Source organism: Gilliamella sp. BG3, from assembly GCF_046635605.1.
Classification (GTDB): domain Bacteria; phylum Pseudomonadota; class Gammaproteobacteria; order Enterobacterales; family Orbaceae; genus Gilliamella; species Gilliamella bombi.
In genome coordinates this window covers 18,989-41,050 of the sequence record NZ_JBIDFE010000016.1, presented here as the reverse complement: position 1 = coordinate 41,050, position 22,062 = coordinate 18,989, and the positions used below count along the sequence as shown (strand labels likewise).

The window sequence follows — 22,062 nt, the reverse complement described above, 5'->3', positions numbered from 1 at the left end:
TAGAAATTACTCATTAAATATAAATCACCTAAACAAAAAATAGGGAAATTAATTGAACATTCGCATTGCAACTCGTAAAAGCCCATTAGCGCTATGGCAAGCAAATTTTGTTAAGCAACAAATTTTAACTAATCACCCAAATTTGACAGTGGAATTAATTCCCATGGTAACTAAAGGCGATGTATTGCTAGACAGCCCTTTATCGAAAATTGGTGGTAAAGGCCTTTTTGTAAAACAACTAGAACAAGCAATATTAAATAACGAAGCGGATATTGCTGTCCATTCAATAAAAGACATCCCAGCTGAGTTTCCTGAAGGATTAACATTAGCCACAATTTGCAAGCGAGATGATGTACGTGATAGCTTCATTTCAAATAAATATTCAAATATAGATGAGCTACCCAATGGTGCAATAATTGGTACATCAAGTTTACGACGTCAATGTCAATTGCGTGCAAAATATCCCCATTTACAAATTAAAGATCTTCGTGGCAATGTAGGCACTCGTTTAGCTAAATTGGATAATCAACAATACGATGCCATCATACTAGCCTCAGCGGGTTTAAAACGTTTAGCACTACAAGACAGAATCAAACAATATATTGATACTGACTTAATTTTACCTGCTGTCGGACAAGGTGCTATTGGTATTGAAACCCGAGCAGATGACAAAAAAATATTAGAGATTCTTTCAGTGCTTGATGACAAACATAGCCGAGTTTGTATTGAAGCAGAAAGAGCAATGAATAAAGCTTTACAAGGTGGATGCCAAGTGCCCATTGCTTGTTATAGCCAATTAAATAACAATATTTTATCACTACAAGGACTTGTTGGACGCATTGACGGTTCTAAAATAATTAAAGGGACATTAGAGGGTAGTATAACTGAAGCCGAAAAGTTAGGAAAAGAATTAGCAAAACGCTTATTAGATCAAGGTGCGAAAACAATATTAAAGGAATTAAATGGCGGATGATTTATGTAACTAGACCCTCTCCAGAGGGTGAAAACCTTACCCAACTATTTGCTCAAGCAAATTTGCCTGTACAACATCTTCCATTTTTTACTATTTCACAAGGCAATGACCTACTAAATTTACAACAACAACTGAATAAACTTTTACCTAACGATATTGTAATCGTTGTTTCACCACAAGTTACACACGTTATTAAAACCTATATTGGCAATCTAATATTACCAACTAATGTTCGGTATTACGCAATAGGAAAAAAGTCAGCACAATTATTTAACCAGCTCACCACAACTAAAGTCAATTATCCAGAACAAGAAGACAGTGAAGGATTATTGATAAAACTACAGCAAGAATCTGTACAAAATCATACTGTTTTAATTTTATGCGGTAATTCAGGTCGGCAATTATTATCTCAAACACTAACAAATCGAAAAGCCAAAGTAAAATCAATAACGTGTTACTGCCGTGAGCCAATCACCTATCCGCCAAAGATATTATCTAGTAATATTGAAAATCAAATCATCATTATTACTAGTCTAGAACACTTAATCCAGCTTGAGTTATATATCAATCTTGAACATAAAATGCATGCTAATCTTGTAGTAACAAGCCAACGAATTTTTGCAAAAGCGAAACAACTTAATTGGCAAAAAGTTCAACTAGTGAGTAGTGCGAATAATCAAAAGCTTTTTAACGCTGTAATGATAAATTATACTATAGCCGATAATATAAATAATCTATGACACTTGCTTATTAAGACAATAATTAAAATTTATTTAAAACAATGTTAACTCTATGTCATAATGCAACATAAATTTCTAGAAATCTAAATGAGGTTATTTATGCCACCAAAATATTACGGTGCCAATGCAACACTTTCAACAATAAACACAACTTCGTTTAGTCAAATAACGATAACAGCGGTTCAAAATGAAGCGAATAACACTATGAAAGAAGATAAAAAAAATCAAACAACCACTCAATCCAATCCATCTGTGGAATCTAAATCCCAACCTAAAAACAGTGTTAGCGATAACACTAAGAACACAAGCAAATCACCCGTTTCAAAACTATCAATAATTGCTATAGCATTAACTGTTTGCTTAGGTGGTTTGGGGCTTTATTATGGTCAACAGGAAATTAAAAAACAAAAAAAAACCATCTCAATATTACAAACTGAGCTGGCCAATTTAAAACAAACAACCAAGCAAAGTATAACAAATGATTTACAAAGTAGTATTACCGACGCAGTTAATAAACAAAATCAGCAATTCAATTCACTAGAACAGCGTATTGATCGTAAACTGAGTGATCAACAACAGCTACAGCAACAATTAATAACTCAAATTAATGATTCACAAAAATTGACAGAACAAAGCTTACAAAATATCAATGAACGCTTAGCAGCAATGTCAACAAGTGATCACAATGTTTGGTTAATTTCACAAGCCAATTACTTAGTACATTTAGCTGGTCGTAAAATTTGGAGTGACCAAGACTACACATCCGCACGATTACTACTAAAAAGTGCTGACGAAAGCCTAACTCAAGCTGATGACCCAAGCCTATTGCCTGCAAGACAGGCAATTAGTAAGGATATTAATTCACTTGCTCAAGTAAGCTTTACTGATACCGATGGCATTATTATGAATTTAATCGGTTTATCAGAATCGCTTACCGAATTACCTTTAGTAGGTAATTATAAAGATATCGATCTTGGCATGACACAATATGCCGAAGATGCTACAAACACACCACAAACAAACATTAACAATATAGCTAATGATAATAATAGTGGGGTATCATCATCGGTTAACGATTGGTCTGATAATTTATTAAGCAGTACCAAGACTTTTATGGATAAATTTATCACCATAGAAAAACTTGATGACAAAGAGAACAACTTTAAGGCTTGTTTAGAACAAGCAGGACAAGACGAAAAACAAATCGTCAAATGCCAAATATTAAAAGCACCACTGAATTTGGAACAGTCGCTTTACCTACGTGAAAACATCCGCTTCCGTTTATTGATTGCAGCGCAAGCCGTACCAAGACATCAAGAACTTATTTACCAACGTGCACTAAATGAAACCGCAATTTGGGTTAATGCTTATTTTGATGGGAATGCTCCAAGCGTTAAAGCGTTTATTAATGAACTTGAAAATTTGCAAAATCAATCAATCAGCAATCAAAATGTGCCTGAAAACCTAACTAGCATTGGCGAACTTGAAAAACTAATGCAAACCCGCGTTCGCTCAATGTTAACAAAATAGGAGAATAATAATGATAAAAATACTAATTATTTTCTTAGTACTAGTGGGTGGATTCTTTTTGGGACCATTATTACAAGGGCACCAAGGTTCAGCGGTATTTGAATTTGCCAAATATCGTGTCAGCATGTCATTTAATTCATTTATGATACTTGAATTAGTTGGTCTACTTTGCCTTTATTTAATCTATTGTTTATTGAATAAAATTTTTAATTCTAAAACAGCATTAGGCAATTGGCTACGCTTAAAGTCGCCAAAAAAATCGATAAAACGTGTTGAACAAGCGCAAATGTTATTACTTGAAGGTGATTATAAGCAAGCTGCTAAACTATTTATCAAAAGTGCCAAAGGGGCAAAAAATACCACCTTATCGTATTTACTTGCGGCACAAGCTCAAATTGATAATGATGAATTAATCCCCGCTAATCAGTCGCTAGAACAAGCCGCTAAAAGTTGCCAACCTAATGAGTTATTTGCCTTTCAGCTAGTACAAATTAGATTGCAACTAAAAAACCAAGAATACACAACTGCACGCATCACATTAGACCAGCTACTAAACGAAAAGCCTCGCAATGCTGAAGTACTTAGATTAGCAGATCAACTTTATTATGAAATGGGTGATTATCAAGCGATTATTGACCTATTACCAGCAATGTACAAAGCTAAAGTGTACAGCGAGTCGCAACTAGATCAGTTTAAACAAGCAGCCTATATTGGTCGAATTAAGCAATTATCGACTAATAGTGATGCACAAACACTAGTAAAATGGTGGCATGAACAACCAAGAGCCATTTTAAATAATATGGCTTATCAAAAAGCGATGGCTAATTATCTAACTCAACTAGGCCAAGCAAACGAAGCAGAAAAGATATTAAAATCGATTAGTAAACTTGAACAAAAAGAAAGAACATAAAAAAAATATAACAAAAAAAACAGGGTAATTGCCCTGTTTTAGTTTGAACTCACAATAATGGTTAAAAATTCAGTTATTGATTGATACAGATCAAATCATAAAATAGCGAATTAACGCCATAAAGCACATACCAGCAACCACAATACACATTAGATTCTTAGTCAAAAAGGCAACAATTGCGGTTGGAATTGTCGCTAAGCAATATTCCACATTAAAATCAGGAAAATGCCCCTCCTTTGCCACAAATAAATTTTGCACAAATAGCGCTGTTAAAATACATAAAGGTACATATGACAAGAATTGAGTCACAACATTAGGCAACTGAAATTTACGAACTAATATAAATGGAATCACTCTTGGCAACCAAGTTACTAACCCGCAACCTAAAATAATCAATAAACTATAAGTTGTCATGCTTTTTCTCCATTGCCATACCCATAAAACAACCGCCAAACGTACTGATTAAAATAGCCATTTCAGGTGACACAAAACGCATTAAGAAAATTAGCAAAACAGCAACCGTTAACATAGCTAAAAGTCGATTTTTAAGACTTTTGCTATTATCGCTAATCAATTGTAAATAGAGCAAACCAATAAACATGGCGACTAAAGCATAATCTAGACCAAATTGTGTAGGATCAGGCAACCACTCTCCGATTAAAGCACCAATAAAACAAGACAAAATCCAAGTAATATAAGCCGTTAAATTAAGGCCATGCATCCAAGCAGCATTAACTGGCACTTTATTTGTAATCGCATTTATTGCCACGGCAAAACTTTCGTCGGTCAATAAGCTACCAATACCAATATTATTTAATAACGATGCTTTGCGAAAAGCTGGAGCTGTTGCCATACTCATCAAAAAATGACGTGAATTAACTAAAAAAACAGTAAAAATAATAGCCGAAATAGGTGTAGCTACTATCATTAATCCAGCAATAATAAACTGCGCAGCGCCTGCATAAACAATAATAGCCAGTAATGTAATTTCGAGTACCGATAAATTTGCCGATTTACCCACAACACCGGCAGCAATACCAATACCGATATACCCCAATAGCGTTGGAATACAAGCATAAACTCCATCTTTAAATGATAATGGCATAGATATTCCTTAATAATAACAATATGCTATAGATTAATATTACCTATATTACAAATACATATTAAAAATGACAAATTAAATAACTTAATTCACAATAAGCCATAATATATTGCCGAAATTTGCTATAATATCGCTTAACTAATATTGATGACAATCAAAATAACTTAATAACAATTAATGTGACAAATATATCTATGCATACAGGAACTTTATTTATCATTTCTGCACCAAGTGGTGCAGGCAAATCAAGTCTGATCCGAGCCTACCTAGCGCAAAAGAATCAACATCAAGCTAAAGTATCAATTTCGCATACTACGCGCGATCCTCGCCCAGGAGAAGCGCATGGTGAACACTATTACTTTGTGGATCACAAACACTTTGAATCCTTAATTGATCGGCAAGCATTTGTCGAATATGCCAACGTATTTGACCACTATTACGGCACATCTAAAGCCGAAATAGAACAAAGCCTATCGCAAGGAATTAATGTTTTTCTAGATATTGATTGGCAAGGTGCAAGGCAAGTACGCCAAAAAATGCCACAAGCAAAAAGCATATTTATACTACCACCTTCGCTCAAAGAGCTTGAAAACCGCCTAGTTAAACGTGGGCAAGACGACAACCATGTGATTGCCAAAAGAATGCAAAAAGCCCGAGCTGAAATTTCACATTATAACGAATATGACTATATCATTATTAACGATGATTTTGACACCTCATTAAATGCCTTAAGTGCCATTATTACCACTGCCAGCCTTGAGCAACCAAAACAAGCTATCATCAATAGGCAATTATTAGTAGATTTGCTAGGGGAATAATTCGAAATAAGATGAAAAAATATCGCCAAAAAAGTGGCGATATTTTTATGGAATAAATTAATTACCTAACGCTTTATCAGCCTGATCATTTTGGATCAACTCTAACTTATAGCCATCAGGATCCTCAACAAAAGCAATAATAGTTGAGCCACCTTTTACAGGTCCAGCTTCGCGCGTTACCTTGCCTCCAGCTTGTTTGACGTCATTACACATTTTAGCAACATCATCAACACCAATAGCTATATGACCAAACGCCGAACCATGCTCGTATTTATCGGTACCCCAATTATAAGTTAACTCAATAACTGAGCTAGTTGTTTCATCACCATAACCAACAAATGCAAGTGAATATTTATATTCAGTATTTTCACTAGTTCTTAACACCCGCATTCCCATTACACGAGTATAAAAATCGATTGAGCGCTGTAGATCGCCAACTCGAATCATAGTATGTAATATACGCATTACTTTGTTGTTCCTTATACGATTAATAATTTGTTTGAGCTTATATGTTAGCATTCAGACAGGCAAACTTTTGTGAAAAATTCATCGATTAGATAAAAAACAATAATTAATTTAATCAAGTTATTTGCTAAAGTAATCCGCTCACCATTGAGATGAGCGAAAATTAGTTGTTATTTAAGGACAATATGTCCAAAACTAATAAAATTAAGCGTTATTTTTTTACACTACTACCATAACGTGGTGATGCGCTAATTTGTTTACCATTAGTGACTAAACGAACAGCTTGACCAACATAAAAATCGTTAGCCGAACCTTTTTGTACAAGAACAATATTAGATCCGTTTTTTTGCTTGATTTCTAACTCAACACCACTAGCTTGGCTAGATTTATTTTGAATAGCATCACCCAAAATCGCACCACCAATAGCTCCTGTTGCAGCAGCTAACACACGGCCAGAACCATTACCAATAGTATTACCTAAAACGCCACCTATAACAGCACCGCCAAGGCTACCTGCTACACTTTCACTTTTACCATTTGACGCATTAGCTTGAATTTTAACAGGTCGTACTGAAACAACTGTACCATAACTTACTTGCTGAACTTGTTTTGCTTGATCTGCTGTATAAACATCGCCAGAATAAACATCACTATTGCTACATCCAGATAAAATTGCAGCTAAAATAGTTAACGTGACGATTTTTTTCATAATTTATTCCTCATATAATAATAGTATAAGCTTTTTATACACAGTTTAGAATAATATTTTTTTTTTAAAACAACAATACCATTTTCATTATTTTATCAATAGCCAATACAATTTATGCTTAAGTTAGGTTATACTCAGCACAAAAATTTATCAACTATGCAATGAATATATGAAACGGTTATTTTTTCTATTAACATTATCAGTTATGATAACTGCTTGTCATGATGCAAATCAAGCACCTACAACAACCGATAATGCTGCCATTAAACAGCCATCGAATGATTGTTTAGATAACAAATCAGCCCATGATTCGCATTTAGGCAAAATTCCTGCTTTAGGATGTCCCGTGAAATAATACAATAGGCACAAGTAACATAATGAAAACTATCGAAATCGACGAAGAATTATACCAATTTATTGCTGGCCAAACTAAACACATTGGCGAAGATGCATCAAGTATATTACGACGTTTATTAAATATAAACCAATCTACATCGGCAAAAAAACAGACTATTGCACAAAAAGAGAATCATTATCCACTGTTTAATGACTTATTAACTAGTGACGCTTTCACAAACGAGAAATCCATTATTAGTCGCTTTATATTACTGCTTAGTGCGTTGTATAACTATAATCCAGCACTATTTGCCATAGCTGCAACATCCTTACATGGAAGCAAGCGAAAATATTTAGCCAAAGATAAACAATTACTAGAAACATCAGGCAAAAACACAAAACCCCGCGAAATCATTGGTACACCTTATTGGGTTATCAGCAACACTAATACTGCCAGAAAATTATATATTATTGAATCAATAATGAGTGACATGGGCATATCTGAAACCATGATAAACCAAGTCACCAACGCATTTTTACCTTAATAGGTTAAATAAAAATAAAAAAGCTAAAAACGTGATATAAACTCAACAGATTCGCGTTTTTAGTCATATAAAGTATTTTTTTATGAAAGAGGAGTAAAAAATGGCCAAGCAAAGCCGCGCAGGAATGTTAGCTCAACCATCAGATCTTATCAACGTTGAAACATTACGCAATAACTATTACCAAATCCAACCTGATACGGATAATGCTAGCCAATTAGTCATTTTTGGTACATCAGGTCATCGCGGAAGCTCAAACAAAGGCACATTTAATGAGGCACATATATTAGCCGTTGCTCAAGCAATTGCCGAATACCGCAAAGCGAACAACATTACAGGCCCTTGCTTTATTGGTCAAGACACCCATGCCTTATCAGAACTTGCCTTAAAATCAGTGCTTGAAGTTTTTGTCGCCAATGAGCAAACCGTGGTTATGGCTCGTGATTGGGGTTATACGCCAACGCCTGTGATTTCGCATGCCATTTTAACTTACAATCAAAACAAACAATCACAGCTATCAGACGGCATTGTTATCACTCCATCGCATAATCCACCAGAAGATGGCGGAATAAAATACAACCCAACCAATGGTGGACCTGCGGATACTGACATCACCAAACAAATTGAAAACCGCGCCAATGAATTACTGAAAAACAAACTCAATGGTGTAAAACGTGTCACCTTAGACAAGGCTCTAAATTCAAATTACATCCACACCAAAGAATACGAAACCGACTATATCAACGATCTTGAAAATATCTTAGATCTCTCTCTTATCAAATCATCATCGCTCAAAATCGGTGTTGACCCATTGGGTGGTGCTGGTATCACCTATTGGCCACGCATTGCCGAAAAGTATGGCATCAACCTTAATATTGTTAATAACAAAGTCGATCCAACTTTCAGCTTTATGCATCTAGATCATGACGAAGTTATTCGTATGGACTGCTCAAGCTGTTGGGCTATGGCTGGATTATTAAAATTAAAAGATCAATTTGATTTAGCCTTTGGTAATGATACCGACTTTGATCGTCATGGCATCGTGACACCAAAAGGGCTAATGAACCCAAATGCCTACCTTTCAACCTGTGTTAATTACTTGTTCCAAAACCGTCCACAATGGCACAAAGATATTGCTATTGGTAAAACACTAGTCACAAGCTCAATGATCGACCGAGTTGCTAATAGCTTAAACAAACAGTACTTAGAATACCCAGTTGGTTTTAAATGGTATGCAGATGGGCTTTACAATGGTAAACTTGGATTTGCTGGCGAAGAAAGCGCAGGCGCATCGTTTTTAAGAACGAATGGTAAAGTATGGTCTACCGACAAAGATGGCATTATTTTATGTCTGCTTGCTGCCGAAATGACGGCTAAACTAGACAAAAATCCACAAGAACAGTACCAAGAACTTGAAGATAAATTTGGTGTTTCTTATTATGGACGAATCCAAGCGCCAGCCTCGTTTAGTGAAAAACAAAAACTAGCCAAACTTGATGCCAGCCAACTAACCACCGACAACTTAGCAGGTGAAAAAATCACTCAATGTTTAACCACTGCACCAGCTAACAATGCTGCAATTGGTGGGCTTAAAGTGATAACCAAAAACGGCTGGTTTGCCGCTCGCCCATCAGGAACAGAAGATGCTTACAAAATTTATGCAGAAAGCTTTATAAGCAACGAACATTTAAATACACTCCAACAAGAAGCCCAAGAAATTGTAGCAAAAGCGATTAAATAACCGAAAAAAAACAAACGCAATAAAAAGCAGCAACTATTTGGTTGCTGTTTTTTCACATAATCCTTTTATTAGAAAGATATCAAAACAAACACACAAATAAAATCAATATGTTTTCTGAACAATTTTAAGCTAAAGCGGTAGAATTTTTCATATAAACAGCTCAGGTAGAATACTGATTTTATTAAAGTTTTTAAGTGAAATCAAATAACTATTGGTTGATTTTTTTATTGTGGTGAATTAAAAAAATGCTTTTGCACTTTATGCAAAAGCGTAAGCCTTCAGTATTGCTAGTCGAATCGCTTTTTTTGCTTTCAATCATTAAAGTACCCACAGCAAACTTTACCTATTTGAACTTATCTTTACGTTGGTTTTGTCTTTTATTAACACCATAACTTCTATCTACCATCTACACCTTACAAAGCATTAAAAACACAAACAGCCGCAGTACTGTCAACACTGCTCTTCCAGACAGAACGACCTGCTGGGCTTATCTCGTGCCAATAAATTATATTATCATGGAGATCTTTTTTCCTGTCACTTGACCAAAAAGAGGAGCCAAAACCCCCATCAATGTAATTATGCAAAGGTCCCCACTCTGTAAGAAATCCAGCTCCTATTCGGCGTTGATAATGTTTATAACTTGAAGACGGTTTAGCTCCACGTCCAGATTCACCTTCATTAGTCAAATCACTTGTCTGTGGAAGACGATAACCTATACTATTACACCAAGATTCTTGATTAGAAACTATATCTTTTTTATTTCGACTAACGAACCATTTCCTTAATTGAAATCCATATTTTAATACATTACCACGACTATCCTTACCCACTAATTCAAACGTTTGTGGTAAACTTGGCTTGGAAATTATACTGGGAGTGTCTGACTGTTTTTGACTACTCCTTGCTGCAGGCCCTGTTAATTTAACGCGTGCTACGACTTTCCTTCTATCGTCATTAGGAATCCATCTATCACTAGCTACAACATTTGTTACCGTAGCAGTTATTCCCCCCAAAGTAACGGCTTCCCAAGTCAACTGACCAACGTCAACTCCACCTATGATGAAATCAAAATATAAATTATCAGCTCCCGTTGTCGGGAAATTTTGACTGTATGAGTCTGAATGGGTTGATTGAACTAAAAATCCTTTTTTGTCGTTCCATATTTCGGCTGGACCAGCACTTAATCCGTCCCCCCAAAATAGATTCGGTCTTACAAAACAAATGGTTGGCGATGCCTTCGGTTTGATATAATATGCTACTTTACGACCTATAAAGGAGCTGGTGTTTGGTATGCCGTAATAAGTGCTTATATTACCGTCTGTACTACTTAATTCCACTTTATAAGGTGACTTGCAAATATCTAAAACATCATTACGATTAACTGCTTGACCATCACTATCGGTTATCCTGAGCGTTATACTTCCTGTTATTTTAACTCCACCGCTACCTTCTCCATCACCATCATCATCCCCCCAATAATGATAAAGTGTCACTAAGCTGTCTATACTTACTGAATTGGTAGATGCTGGCACCAGCATATTAATATCAGCAAAACTTTGACCATCTATGGGTAACTCAATTGGCTTTGTAGACGAGGAACTATTAATTCTAGGTGTGATTTTACTACCATCGGATAATGTGATAGCCAATAGCTCATCAGTTGTTATAGCCTTAGTCCGACCTTCGTCAAATGTTAAATAAGGCGCACTACCCTGTATAACACCGCTTGTATGAGCCGTTAGTGCTTGAGAGTTCGATGAATACGATAATAACAACAACGGAGTCAAGAACCATACGCTTGAGAATGTAAAAATGAATTTTAGTTGCGGTATAAATAAATCCGCTAATTTCACTAAAGAAATATCAGTTTGTAAGAGTTTTTGATAATTTGAAGATTTAAGAGAATTTAAAATATAGGCCTGCCTATTCTTGCGCCTACGACAATAATCCATTACATTTCACCTATTAATGAATGTTCCATTTCATTTTTATTAACTTATTAAATAAGCTGATTTTCTATCAGCTGTAAAAGTATAATCTTTTGTGAAAATTTTGGCTAGTTTTTTGGCGGACTTTTTTGTAAAGAAATGTAAATAAATTTAAAGAAACATAAAGATAGAAATGATTCAGTTATAAAAATAGGTGAATTTTTTAACTAAATTATGATGTCTGATTTCAGACTTTTTGACTTTTACGGAATGGTTAATATTGCTGATAACATCTAAAACACAAACACGCCCAATAGCCCAGTTTGGCGTGCTAGCTTTACTTCGTTATCGGCATATTTTGGCGCTCTGATAAGGCAAACTTATTAACATTGTGGTGCTATAAGTGTGTTTCTTACTCTAAAATCGCTCAGGTAGACTATTGATTTTATTGTTATTTTTATTTTTCTTAAAAAGAAACAACTTTTTGATCTCTTTCCCTAATTGATGCAATATAGTATTCTAGTAGCTATTATTTGAACATACACCAAACCCAATACACCGTGCACACATTTATTTTGTCTTTACGTAAAGTCTTTTACAGCAGTAATCTTCTTTTTAGTCTTCGGATGTTAATTAGTTTAACTGGTTCGACTTTAGTTCCGTGGTATTTTGGGTATACCTCGCTAGTTATTCCTCTTACGCTTGGTGTTGTGGCAGCTGGTTTGACCGAGATCGATACTCGTTTATTAAGTCGTTGTATTAATTTAATTCTTACATTGTTCTGTTTTACTATTGCCACTTTTTCAGTCGAGTTGTTATTTGATTATCCTGCATTTTTTATTATTGGTTTGGTTTCTTCAACATTTATTTTTACCATGCTTGGTTCGCTTGGGCAACGTTACGGTGTGATTGCGTTTGGATCACTTTTAATTGCTGCCTATACCATGCTTGGGCATAATTTGTTTACTGATAATTACACTTTGCCCTGTTTTTTGCTGTTAGGTGCGCTTTGGTATAATGTTGTTTCGTTAATTGAATCGATCATTCAACCTATTCGCACAACCCAACAATCGCTTTCACAGTGTTTTATTGATTTAGCACAATATCTTGACGCTAAGGCAGCGATGTTTGATCCCGATGAGTCTGACGGTTTTAAAAAACAGACTTTGCAATTAAACAATAGTAATAATCAACTCATTAGTGCTTTTAATAATACAAAACGTTCGCTATTTAATCGTTTAAAAAGCTATCGTGGACAAGCTTATATTAGAAAGTTACTAAGCTATTATTTTGTCGCGCAAGATATTCATGAGCGAGCAAGTTCAGCGCATGGACATTATCAAGCGCTTAGTGTGCATTTTAAACATAGTGATATTTTATTTAGATTTGCTCGTATTTTAAATTTGCAAGCGAAAGCTTGTGCGCAATTGGCAATGACAATTAAGTTAAATCAAACTTATCAACATGATCCGCTGTTTTCACGTTATTTTTCGTATCTTGAAGAAGCTATTAATCAATATCATGCTAGTCATAAAAGCGATATGCTGATGATTAAAGCGCTTAAGAGTTTACATCAAAATTTGCTTTCTATCGATCTGTTACTTGCTAATATTGATACCGAGCAACATTTGCCAAAAGCAGAAGAAGATAATCAATTAATCGATGAAGAACTAACCAGCTTTTATGCTATTTTTGCCAAGATTAGAAACAATTTAACCATAAAATCGGCACTATTTCGTCATGCAATTCGTATGTGTGTGGTGTTTTTTGTTGGTTATATGGTGATTCATTTTTCCGATTTACAGCATGGATATTGGATTATTTTAACCAGTTTGTTTGTGTGTCAACCTAACTATTCAACTACAAAATATCGGTTAAAATTACGCGTAATCGGTACCATTCTAGGGATTATTGTAGGTATTCCGTTGACGTTTTTATTTCCAAGTGTTCCTGAGCAGTTGGTGTTGATTATTATCACTGGTTGGCTGTTTTTTCTATTTAAGAATTCACAATATGCTTATGCTACTGCGTTTATTACGTTACTGGTGTTTTTTAGTTTCAGTTTAATTGGCGAAAGTAGTATTCAAGTTGCGGTCGCACGTATTATTGCAACGTTAATTGGTTGTTTTATTGCATGGTTTGCTGTGAGCTTTATTTGGCCTGACTGGAAGTTTAGAAATCTACCTAAATTAGTGGATCGTGTTTGCCATGACGATAGCCATTACTTAGCGTTAATTGGTCGTCAGTATTTGACTGGTAAAACTAATGATGTTATGTATCGTTTAGCTAGGCGTGCGGCGCATGATAGTAATGCAGATTTGTCGTCATTAATTAGTTTGATGACTAAAGAGCCGCATATGAATCCAGTTGTTATCGATCAGGGATTTCGTTTGTTAACACTTAATCATACGTTGATTAGCTATCTTTCGACTTTAGGTGCGCATCGCGATAAACCTCTTTCAAAACAGACTTTCGATCTATTTGATGATTTGTCAGTCTATATTATTAATCTATTAAGCATTAAAAAGATCGACGGTGAATACCAAGCTATTAAAAAATCCGTCACCGATTATATCGAAACTATTTCGGCTGTTTCAATTGATGATGATAAAACAAATAATGATCTGTTAGTTATGCAACAATTGGCTTTGATTTTGGATATTTTGCCTGAGGTTGTCATGCTTGCAAGTGAATTGGAACATTAAATGGTTTAATAAGGGAATTGAACTTTAAACCACATTACTAGCATTTGAGAATTAATTCATTTATTCTTTTATTGATAAATAATGTTATATACCCAAAATATAAATTGAACCGTATTTTTGTATATTATCATCAATCCATGTTATAAAATCACCAATCATCTGTGAAAAAGAAGATTTATACTTGTAAAAATTATTTGTCATTTCTTGCAAATCATTATCAAAAATAAACTTAAAATCGTATAAGTCATGTTCAAGTTCTATTAGATTTAGAGAGTGATCAAGCTTCTGTTTAAGCTTGATTAATGATGATTTTATTAAGAACCACTGTTTTTTATTAACTTCCGTTTTCCCCCAATGCCCATGGTTTTGATACTTAGGTACATTGTTGTATATAATGCTTTCAATAAAGTTAAATGCGTTTTCTGCCAGATACTTTGATGTTTCGTTCCAACAATAATCTTTAAAAGGAGGTATTGCGAACTCAAAAATTAGCCCCGACATGTTTTCTTTCAAGGATTTTAACCTAAAATCTATCATGTAAATTCTTTCATATTAAAAATGTTATGTACATATAAATACTAGCATATTATTTTTTGATTACTATCAAGCCAACTAATCATATTAAATGTAGCAATAAATCAAAAAAAATGACCTAACGTAAAAATTCTAAGTATTTTACTATAATAATTTTAGTTAAATATGTTTCTCTACAGAATGAAAGTTATTATATATTAAGATTATGTGGTGATGTCATTGAAAAGATAAAGTTGTCATTAAAATTGAACTAAAATATGACGATATTTAAATTATTTCAATCGATTACTCGCTTGGTTATAAACTTCATTACGCTCTCTTTTTCCTATAGCGACAACAATAATAATTAGCACATTATCTTGAACTTGATAAACCAATCGATACCCAGATGCCTTTAATTTTATTTTGTAACAATTAACGATTCCTCGTAGCTTGTTACTTGGTATATGAGGGTTTTCTTTACATTTTAGTAGTTTTTTTGCAAATTGTTGTTGTATTGTTCGATCAAGTTTTTTCCATTCTTTTTCTGCATCCTTTCTAAACTTGATGGTGTATTTCATAAAAAACTTTCCAAATCAATATCAACGAGCTTTTGTTTTTCTCGCTCTTTAACTAATGCAATTAATTCTTGATCATCAATCATATCAAGCATTTTTTCGTAAAGTTCGGCTGGAACACAATAAAATGTAGGTTGATTTCTATTTAAAATTGCAACTGGCAAACCTTGTCCTGCATTCACTGTTGCCATTGGATTTTTTTTTAATTCACTGATACTTGCAGTAGTATCACTCAAAATAATATTAGGCATGATCATATACCCTTGTTTTGTTATGCATATTAAATATAACACCTTAAAGACCTGTTAACAAGTCTTATCAGTGCTTGTTACCCTTTAAAATAATTCTAATTATGTATTATTTATAGTACCAAACGAACCTTACGATCACACTGGAATATTAGTCTTATAACATTTAAAAACTTTATTTAGCATAAAAGAATATAACGCTCTACTGAATAATAAACGCAAAAATACACAATATTATTTTCTACTAGAGTTATGTAATAGCGATAAGGTATTTATATCATAAATCTTTCAGTTGTATTGGTAATTGGTAGTTTGTCTTTTTTAAAAGATAACACAAGTAAACTGCTTGTAAGATATGTGTTACCGCTATTTGTTGTTGACTGAGAATTTTATTTAAAACGGTACTTAATGTGTTTAATCCTAAAGTATCACAATCATATTGAATCGAAATTAATTGCTGTTTTTGATCAGTGAATAATTCAAGTCTTCCAGAACATACCATACTCTCAAGTATCGTTAAAAGTGGTTGAATAATTAAGGTTGAAAGTGAATCTGTCATATAATGATTTTCGCCTAGATGCTTTTTATGCGCTAAATAATTATTTATAATAACATTTTGTTTAGAATTATTTTTTTTACTTTTATGACAGAAGTCTTCAAAATCAAGGTTTAATGTTTTGATATCTCCTGTTAGTTGCTCTTTGTAAAGCAATGCAAAAGGCTCTAAATCCAAAAAGTTGTCATTTTTTACACAGTTGACAAATACGGTTAAGGGGTGATTGTTGGTTTCTAAAAAATTCTTTAAAACATCGATACGTAATTTTTCATATTCATCCCAAAAGAGACATAAAAAAAGGCTATTTCCATCATTATCATTTACTTGCCAAACTAAATTTTGTCGAATTTCATCTAAATAAGGTTTATTTGAGCTTGCTATATGAAGAATTAACATCTCATTAAGAGGTGAATCATCTAAATGATTATCTTGTAAATAGTCGCTCAGTATTGACCAATTTTCAAATCCCGCTTTTGATCTAAAATCCTGATAATTGTTATCATTCCACCCTGTTTCTTGTAAAGTAACAGTTGAACCATGAATCGCCAATTCGCCAGTATCTGATAAACGAGGGTGATGAAGCTTTATTGATTTTTGCATCAACATATAAGGAAATGTTTGCCATATTGACATACTGTTCCAAATCATTGTGCGATTAAAATTGATATCGTTTTTATAGGATCTGGCTAATGTTGTTTCTTGGTATTGTTGTTTTTCAATATCCCAAAAGTAGAAAGTTGCACCAATGGCACCTGTTTTACTTTGCCACCAACGACCGCCTAATGGTAATAGCTCAAGGGGCTGTGATTCTGTTTTATATTGGCGTTTTATCCTACCTCTTAATTTGAAAAGTTGTTCACCTTGATGATGTAATAGCATTTCGGTATAGGCTTGTATCTGCCCTAAAAAAAGAAGTATATCTTGTTCTTCAACCGCAAAATGCCGTTTGGCAAGTAACTCAACCAATTGACTAAGATGCCGAAGCATTGCAGCCAGACGAGGTAATCCTTGAGATCTTGCTGACATATTAAGTAATTGTAATTGATCAGCTTGATTATGACTCACATGAGATAAACCTTGATTGATAAGATTACAAATATGCTGTTGAATCTGTTTAATCAAAGTAATTTCATCAGCAGAAAGCTGATCACTTTCATGTGTTATGCTTTGTCGATATTGGATTGGCCACGGCCATGTTTTGTTGTTTTTTTCAAATAGATAAGCAATAGCTGCTAAATGTATTGCCATTTTTTGGTTTGTACAGAAAGTTGAAATCATTCCATCAAAGCCAGTACCCGCCATATAAATAATAGGTGTATCGCTTTCTGGTACAATAATTCGTATTTGTGAATCTTGGTATTCTATCGTAACTAAATGATTTTTTTGCCAACTACACGCAAATTGATAAGCTTTAAAAATATTGGCTTTTCCTGCCTTTTTTAAAAGTTTGGAGGCATCTAATGACAATAATTCAGTTAACACGTTAGCTAAAGGTCTTATTGTTTCAAGCTGTTTTGTACTTATTTTATTATCAGATTTATGCAAATCATTAGATTGATCTAACGGTTTAATTTGATTTTCATCATCGATGTTATTGCTATCGGTAATAGAATGTTCTAACAATGAAGCATTTGATTGTAGCCATAAAACAGCCGATATAATGTGCTTACAATGCCCGTGAGCAGGGCAATTACAACTTGCAGCTTGAATACCTTGAGCAGGTAATCTAACTTGCTGACCGTCTGCATTGAATTCTAAATAATCTTCATTGTTTTTTTCAATTAATTTTACTTTGTTAGCCTCGATATCTTTACGAGCACGGCGAACTAAGCCAATATTGGCATAAAGTGCCAATGATTCTTGATCATAGTTTAAATAGATATGTTGCCAACTCATTGCATAACCTCCGCTAGCCAAGCAGCAAAGTGTTCTGGTGTTAATGCCGCAATTTGCATACCACGGTTAGCTAATTGCTGCGATATTTGCAAATCATAAACAGGATCAGCATTATCATCTAGCGCCGCTAAACCTAACATTTTGACTCTATTACTGTTCATTCTTGAAACAGTTGCATAAAGGTGAATTAATGCTCCTCCCTCACAAAAATCACTTATTAATACCACAATTGTTCGTTGTGGATTTTTAATTTTTTGTTCAGCATAATTGAGCGCTTTGGCAATATTAGTTCCCCCCCCTAACTGAACTGTCATTAAAACTTCCACAGGATCATGGGCTAAGTGAGACAGATCAACAATTTGAGTGTCAAAAACAAATAAATGTAAATTAACAGAAGGTAATTTAGCCATAATGCTAGCACAAACAGCAGAATAGATAATTGAACTATCCATTGAGGCGCTTTGATCAACACATAAAATAATATCCCAAGGTAATTGTTTGTTTGCACGGGAGTTAAAAATCGCATTTTCAATAATCATTTGTTGTTTTTGTTGATCAAAATGTTTCAAATTAGCCTTAATTGTTGCACGCCAGTCAAAATTTTGGTTACAACGTATTTTGGAACGACGAAATCGATTCCTTTTACCTATCAAGGCATTAACAAAATCGGATTTGATTTTTTGTAAAATTTCATCAACAACGCTTTGAATCAGCTCTTTAACTGCCAAATAGACTTCACTTTTTAATTGCCCTCTTAAATTCATTAATAAACGCACAGAGTTCAAATTCGGCTCTAACGCTTTAATAACATTAGGATCGTTTAAAATTCCTTGCAGTTGATAACGGGCAATCGCCTGCTGTTGCATGCGTTCAAATGTACTTTTAGGGAACAGTTTTCGCATTTTATTGAGCCAATTTACTGTGTTAAATACAGAATTTTCATTGCCACCAGGTGAAATCTTTTTTCTAACACTATCCCTACTATCTTCATCACCTATTTTTAAACCTCGCTTGCGGTATTCATGCTGATAAAGATAATTTAATGTTTGTTCTAAGTTATGATCATGTTGGTTAAATGTCGCCTGATTAAGGTGTCCATCTGCATATTTTCCTAATATCAATCGCCATCGCTTAACATGAGCAACATTTTTTTTATCAATGATTTTTTTATTGCCGATCATGCTAAATCCTTACTGTTTAAACCAATCTTGTAGTTGTTGTTGATGAATATATTGGGAGATAGATAATTCCAAAGAAAGTGTTTTTTGCAATTCTTCTTCACTAAATCTATATTGCTCAATACTCATATCTTCTTTTTTAGCACTATATTTTTTAGAAATTTTTTCGGCAATTATCGCATTTTGTTTCGGTGTGAGTTGCGTAAATGCAAGTCGTAAATCAGGAAGTATTTCGATAAATTGATCTTGTTTCCAATTTGCTAATAATTCATCAAGGCTTGTTAATAATTGTGAAGAGTGGATAATTAATTCGGGTGCACATTGCATTATCCCCATAAAATAGCTACTTGCCTGTTCATATTGGGATCCTAACTCAAAAGCCATTTTTATTTTGTGGTCAAACTCTGATTGGCTAATTTGAGAGTCCAAATAAGCAATACTATCAATAGCGCCCCGAATCAATGGCGCCTCGCTTAATAACGGTTGTAAACGATGTAAATTCAGGTAAAAATCCTGTTTCAACTTTTTCACATCTAGCTTATCTGGTAGATTATTTATTAAATTTCTAAATAATAATAATGTTTTTAAATTTTCTTGCTGTTGCTCTGTATCGGATTGTTTTAATGTATCAAGTAAGAAAAAGGCTTGTTTTGGTACTTTAGCTAGCAATACTAACAAAGTTGAACTGACATTAAGTGCTAAAAAGTCCCGACCTTGCCATAAATAGAGTAAACGATGCCCACAATCCACTAATGACAATAAATTACTGTCAACTTCTAAGAATGATGATAATTTCACTAATAATTGAGAGAAATAGGTTTGTAATCCCATTAACGCCGCTTGTATCACCCCTTTTACTGCACACAAACAAGATTGTGCCATTCCATCTTCTGTTAATTGCTCTATTGACTGTTGTAGTTTTTGTATAGCAATCTGTTCAAGTTGCGTGCCTTGCTCTGACAGCTCAATTAACCTAGCTTCAACCATTGGAGTCCATAAATATTGCCAATCTTCAAACATAATGGTTAACCTTGTTCCATATTGATAATTTGGTCCGTCAAGACGATTAGCAAATCCAACGTCCAAAAAGGCAAGTAGATGTAAAAATCGACTTCGTTGCCGATGTTCTGGGTTACGGTAAATATCAATATGGGTAGTTTTAGGCAATGTGTCGTCGAGCTTAAAACGGTATTTTTTAAGTGTTGAATAAACTTCATTAACAAGTGGTGGTGAGGCTATATCATTAGGAATTTGTCCTAATTGATTTCCTGATAAGCTACGATAAACTATTTGCCAAAAATCACTGCGTACATCGTGAATACTTCCTTTGATAAAAGCAGATTGAATACCATCAAGCAGATCATAACGACCTGGACCATAATGACCTCGAAGTTCAGCTAATAAACAGGCTTGTTCAATCGCCGACTTTAAAGGGATAAAACCAATTGCATCACTACAATTTTGCTTTTTTCTTAATTTATCAGTAATAATCGATAAAAAATCAATCAATTGTGTTTTTCGATAACATTGGGTTGTTTGCGGTTGATTAGAATTTTGTTCATAAGCTAGCATTGATTGCCAAGATTTTTGGTAATAAGCAGGAGAATTCATCCCTGCTGTATAACCATTTAATGCATCAAGGCGATCAAAACTATAACGAATAAGCCAAGTTCGATCCCTGTCGCCACTTTTCTGCTGTCGATTAAATCGGGTAATATCGGTTCGTTTGGGTAATAGAAGCTTGTTTTGCCATAATCCTTCAAATAATGCTAAAGTATGGAATCCGCCTGTGACCACCACAATTTTTGCATCGGGGGTCGATTTTTTTAATCGCCCAATTGCGGTTAACATGTGCTGTTCTCGTTGGCTCGATCCTTCAGCTTCAAGTGATGATGAATCGTAATCAAGCCTCGCCATTGCACACCAAATAAACGTATCTTCAAAAAATGTTTGCCAATCAGCAAGATCGGTAAAATTTCTTAATTCAAATAAATGCTCCCAAACTTCGTCATGATCACGGCAATGTAATTTCTTAGCCAATTGAGTAATGTATTGGCTATGCTTTAGATAGGTTTCAGAAAGTAATGATTTGCTCTGCAATGATGTGAATTCTTGAGTAACTTGTTCTGCCCAAGGCAGATCAATAAATTGAATTTTTGCATTGTATTGTTTTGCCAATTGCATTGCTTGCCACTCTGGTGAGTAACTACAAAATGGATAAAATACGGAGCGAGTAATTTGATGCGATGGCGAGTTAGCCTTATCATCCTCTTTATATTCTTCACTATATTCTTCATTCTTCTGAAAGACAACTTCGTCTACTTGAAGATCTGTTTGACAAAGTATAGCAATGGGTGGCTCTGTCTTATTATTTAGTAGTTCCTCAAGTTTTTCTGAAAAGCTAGCAGGTGCTTCAATCAAAATATGGGTCGGTTTAATTTGAGTAATCAACTGTCGCAAAGCATAACTACAAGCAGGACTATGATGGCGCACTGGAGCAAAATAGATCTGCGCTTGTTGTAATGCATCTCGACATATCAAAGCATTTTGTAGACGTTGTGGTAATGGTGAGCTTCCCATAATGATTATCT

At 34.3% G+C, this 22,062-nt stretch carries 20 protein-coding genes; 9 read left to right on the top strand and 11 right to left on the bottom strand.

The genetic code is table 11. From position 1 onward, the window contains the following. The first annotated feature begins 52 nt into the window (after positions 1 to 52). From hemC to ACGH6S_RS08585, 4 genes are all read left to right on the top strand, one after another. Positions 53 to 973 (top strand): hydroxymethylbilane synthase, encoded by a 921-nt coding sequence (gene hemC, locus ACGH6S_RS08600; RefSeq protein ID WP_085163792.1) that lies wholly within the window; start codon positions 53 to 55, stop codon positions 971 to 973. Next, on the top strand, positions 970 to 1,713 hold the full coding sequence (locus ACGH6S_RS08595; protein ID WP_065590472.1) for a uroporphyrinogen-III synthase: 744 nt from the start codon (positions 970 to 972) through the stop codon (positions 1,711 to 1,713). The genes hemC and ACGH6S_RS08595 overlap by 4 nt, the downstream gene beginning before the upstream one ends. An 87-nt stretch (positions 1,714 to 1,800) precedes the next feature. Then, positions 1,801 to 3,243, top strand: coding sequence for a uroporphyrinogen-III C-methyltransferase (locus ACGH6S_RS08590; protein WP_411579496.1), 1,443 nt, complete (start codon positions 1,801 to 1,803; stop codon positions 3,241 to 3,243). A 10-nt stretch (positions 3,244 to 3,253) separates the two neighbouring features. Continuing rightward, complete coding sequence (locus tag ACGH6S_RS08585) at positions 3,254 to 4,153, top strand: heme biosynthesis HemY N-terminal domain-containing protein (protein WP_174798107.1); 900 nt, start codon at positions 3,254 to 3,256, stop codon at positions 4,151 to 4,153. 90 nt (positions 4,154 to 4,243) lie between these two features. On the opposite strand, the gene ACGH6S_RS08580 is transcribed toward ACGH6S_RS08585, so the two are convergent. Together ACGH6S_RS08580 and ACGH6S_RS08575 are read right to left on the bottom strand one after the other, a co-directional pair. Then, complete coding sequence (locus tag ACGH6S_RS08580; RefSeq protein ID WP_065590469.1) at positions 4,244 to 4,567, bottom strand: AzlD domain-containing protein; 324 nt, start codon at positions 4,565 to 4,567, stop codon at positions 4,244 to 4,246. Beyond that, positions 4,554 to 5,258 carry an AzlC family ABC transporter permease gene (locus ACGH6S_RS08575; RefSeq protein ID WP_065590468.1) on the bottom strand — a complete coding sequence of 235 codons (705 nt, stop codon included), beginning with the start codon at positions 5,256 to 5,258 and terminating at the stop codon, positions 4,554 to 4,556. The genes ACGH6S_RS08580 and ACGH6S_RS08575 overlap by 14 nt, the downstream gene beginning before the upstream one ends. Before the next feature lie 194 nt (positions 5,259 to 5,452). Here ACGH6S_RS08575 and gmk point away from each other — a divergent pair, with 194 nt between their 5' ends. Further along, complete coding sequence (gmk, locus tag ACGH6S_RS08570; RefSeq protein ID WP_085163796.1) at positions 5,453 to 6,076, top strand: guanylate kinase; 624 nt, start codon at positions 5,453 to 5,455, stop codon at positions 6,074 to 6,076. A 57-nt stretch (positions 6,077 to 6,133) separates the two neighbouring features. Here gmk and gloA read toward each other — a convergent pair whose 3' ends face one another. Both gloA and ACGH6S_RS08560 read right to left on the bottom strand, forming a co-directional pair. Next, on the bottom strand, positions 6,134 to 6,541 hold the full coding sequence (gene gloA, locus ACGH6S_RS08565; RefSeq protein WP_065609744.1) for a lactoylglutathione lyase: 408 nt from the start codon (positions 6,539 to 6,541) through the stop codon (positions 6,134 to 6,136). A gap of 211 nt (positions 6,542 to 6,752) precedes the next feature. Further along, positions 6,753 to 7,253 carry a glycine zipper 2TM domain-containing protein gene (locus ACGH6S_RS08560; RefSeq protein ID WP_085163798.1) on the bottom strand — a complete coding sequence of 167 codons (501 nt, stop codon included), beginning with the start codon at positions 7,251 to 7,253 and terminating at the stop codon, positions 6,753 to 6,755. 166 nt (positions 7,254 to 7,419) lie between these two features. On the opposite strand from ACGH6S_RS08560, the gene ACGH6S_RS08555 reads away from it, so the two are divergent. The 3 genes from ACGH6S_RS08555 to pgm all read left to right on the top strand — a co-directional run bounded on the left by ACGH6S_RS08555 (position 7,420) and on the right by pgm (position 9,869). Next, on the top strand, positions 7,420 to 7,605 hold the full coding sequence (locus tag ACGH6S_RS08555; RefSeq protein WP_065609748.1) for a hypothetical protein: 186 nt from the start codon (positions 7,420 to 7,422) through the stop codon (positions 7,603 to 7,605). A 22-nt stretch (positions 7,606 to 7,627) separates the two neighbouring features. Then, positions 7,628 to 8,131, top strand: a complete 504-nt coding sequence (locus ACGH6S_RS08550; protein ID WP_065590464.1) for a hypothetical protein — start codon at positions 7,628 to 7,630, stop codon at positions 8,129 to 8,131. A gap of 100 nt (positions 8,132 to 8,231) precedes the next feature. Beyond that, the gene (gene pgm / locus ACGH6S_RS08545) at positions 8,232 to 9,869 is read left to right on the top strand and encodes a phosphoglucomutase (alpha-D-glucose-1,6-bisphosphate-dependent) (RefSeq protein ID WP_296300842.1); all 1,638 of its coding nucleotides are present in this window, start codon (positions 8,232 to 8,234) and stop codon (positions 9,867 to 9,869) included. A gap of 413 nt (positions 9,870 to 10,282) precedes the next feature. Here the strand turns inward: pgm and ACGH6S_RS08540 are convergent, their stop codons facing one another. Continuing rightward, positions 10,283 to 11,821 carry a hypothetical protein gene (locus ACGH6S_RS08540; RefSeq protein WP_411578693.1) on the bottom strand — a complete coding sequence of 513 codons (1,539 nt, stop codon included), beginning with the start codon at positions 11,819 to 11,821 and terminating at the stop codon, positions 10,283 to 10,285. Between the two features lie 509 nt (positions 11,822 to 12,330). On the opposite strand from ACGH6S_RS08540, the gene yccS reads away from it, so the two are divergent. Next, on the top strand, positions 12,331 to 14,502 hold the full coding sequence (gene yccS, locus ACGH6S_RS08535; protein WP_202983889.1) for a YccS family putative transporter: 2,172 nt from the start codon (positions 12,331 to 12,333) through the stop codon (positions 14,500 to 14,502). Between the two features lie 84 nt (positions 14,503 to 14,586). Here the strand turns inward: yccS and ACGH6S_RS08530 are convergent, their stop codons facing one another. The 6 genes from ACGH6S_RS08530 to ACGH6S_RS08505 all read right to left on the bottom strand — a co-directional run bounded on the left by ACGH6S_RS08530 (position 14,587) and on the right by ACGH6S_RS08505 (position 22,051). Continuing rightward, the gene (locus ACGH6S_RS08530) at positions 14,587 to 15,003 is read right to left on the bottom strand and encodes a hypothetical protein (protein ID WP_296318247.1); all 417 of its coding nucleotides are present in this window, start codon (positions 15,001 to 15,003) and stop codon (positions 14,587 to 14,589) included. A 305-nt stretch (positions 15,004 to 15,308) separates the two neighbouring features. Further along, on the bottom strand, positions 15,309 to 15,596 hold the full coding sequence (locus tag ACGH6S_RS08525) for a type II toxin-antitoxin system RelE family toxin (RefSeq protein ID WP_065609762.1): 288 nt from the start codon (positions 15,594 to 15,596) through the stop codon (positions 15,309 to 15,311). Next, entirely contained in the window at positions 15,593 to 15,844 is a 252-nt protein-coding gene (locus ACGH6S_RS08520; RefSeq protein ID WP_065609784.1) for a type II toxin-antitoxin system Phd/YefM family antitoxin, read from the bottom strand. The genes ACGH6S_RS08525 and ACGH6S_RS08520 overlap by 4 nt, the downstream gene beginning before the upstream one ends. A gap of 274 nt (positions 15,845 to 16,118) precedes the next feature. After that, positions 16,119 to 18,293, bottom strand: coding sequence for a hypothetical protein (locus ACGH6S_RS08515; RefSeq protein ID WP_411578691.1), 2,175 nt, complete (start codon positions 18,291 to 18,293; stop codon positions 16,119 to 16,121). Further along, positions 18,290 to 19,474 carry a VWA domain-containing protein gene (locus ACGH6S_RS08510; RefSeq protein WP_411578690.1) on the bottom strand — a complete coding sequence of 395 codons (1,185 nt, stop codon included), beginning with the start codon at positions 19,472 to 19,474 and terminating at the stop codon, positions 18,290 to 18,292. Before ACGH6S_RS08510 ends, ACGH6S_RS08515 begins: the two co-directional genes overlap by 4 nt. A gap of 9 nt (positions 19,475 to 19,483) precedes the next feature. After that, positions 19,484 to 22,051 (bottom strand): DUF5682 family protein, encoded by a 2,568-nt coding sequence (locus ACGH6S_RS08505; RefSeq protein ID WP_411578689.1) that lies wholly within the window; start codon positions 22,049 to 22,051, stop codon positions 19,484 to 19,486. Between the last annotated feature and the right edge of the window lie 11 nt (positions 22,052 to 22,062).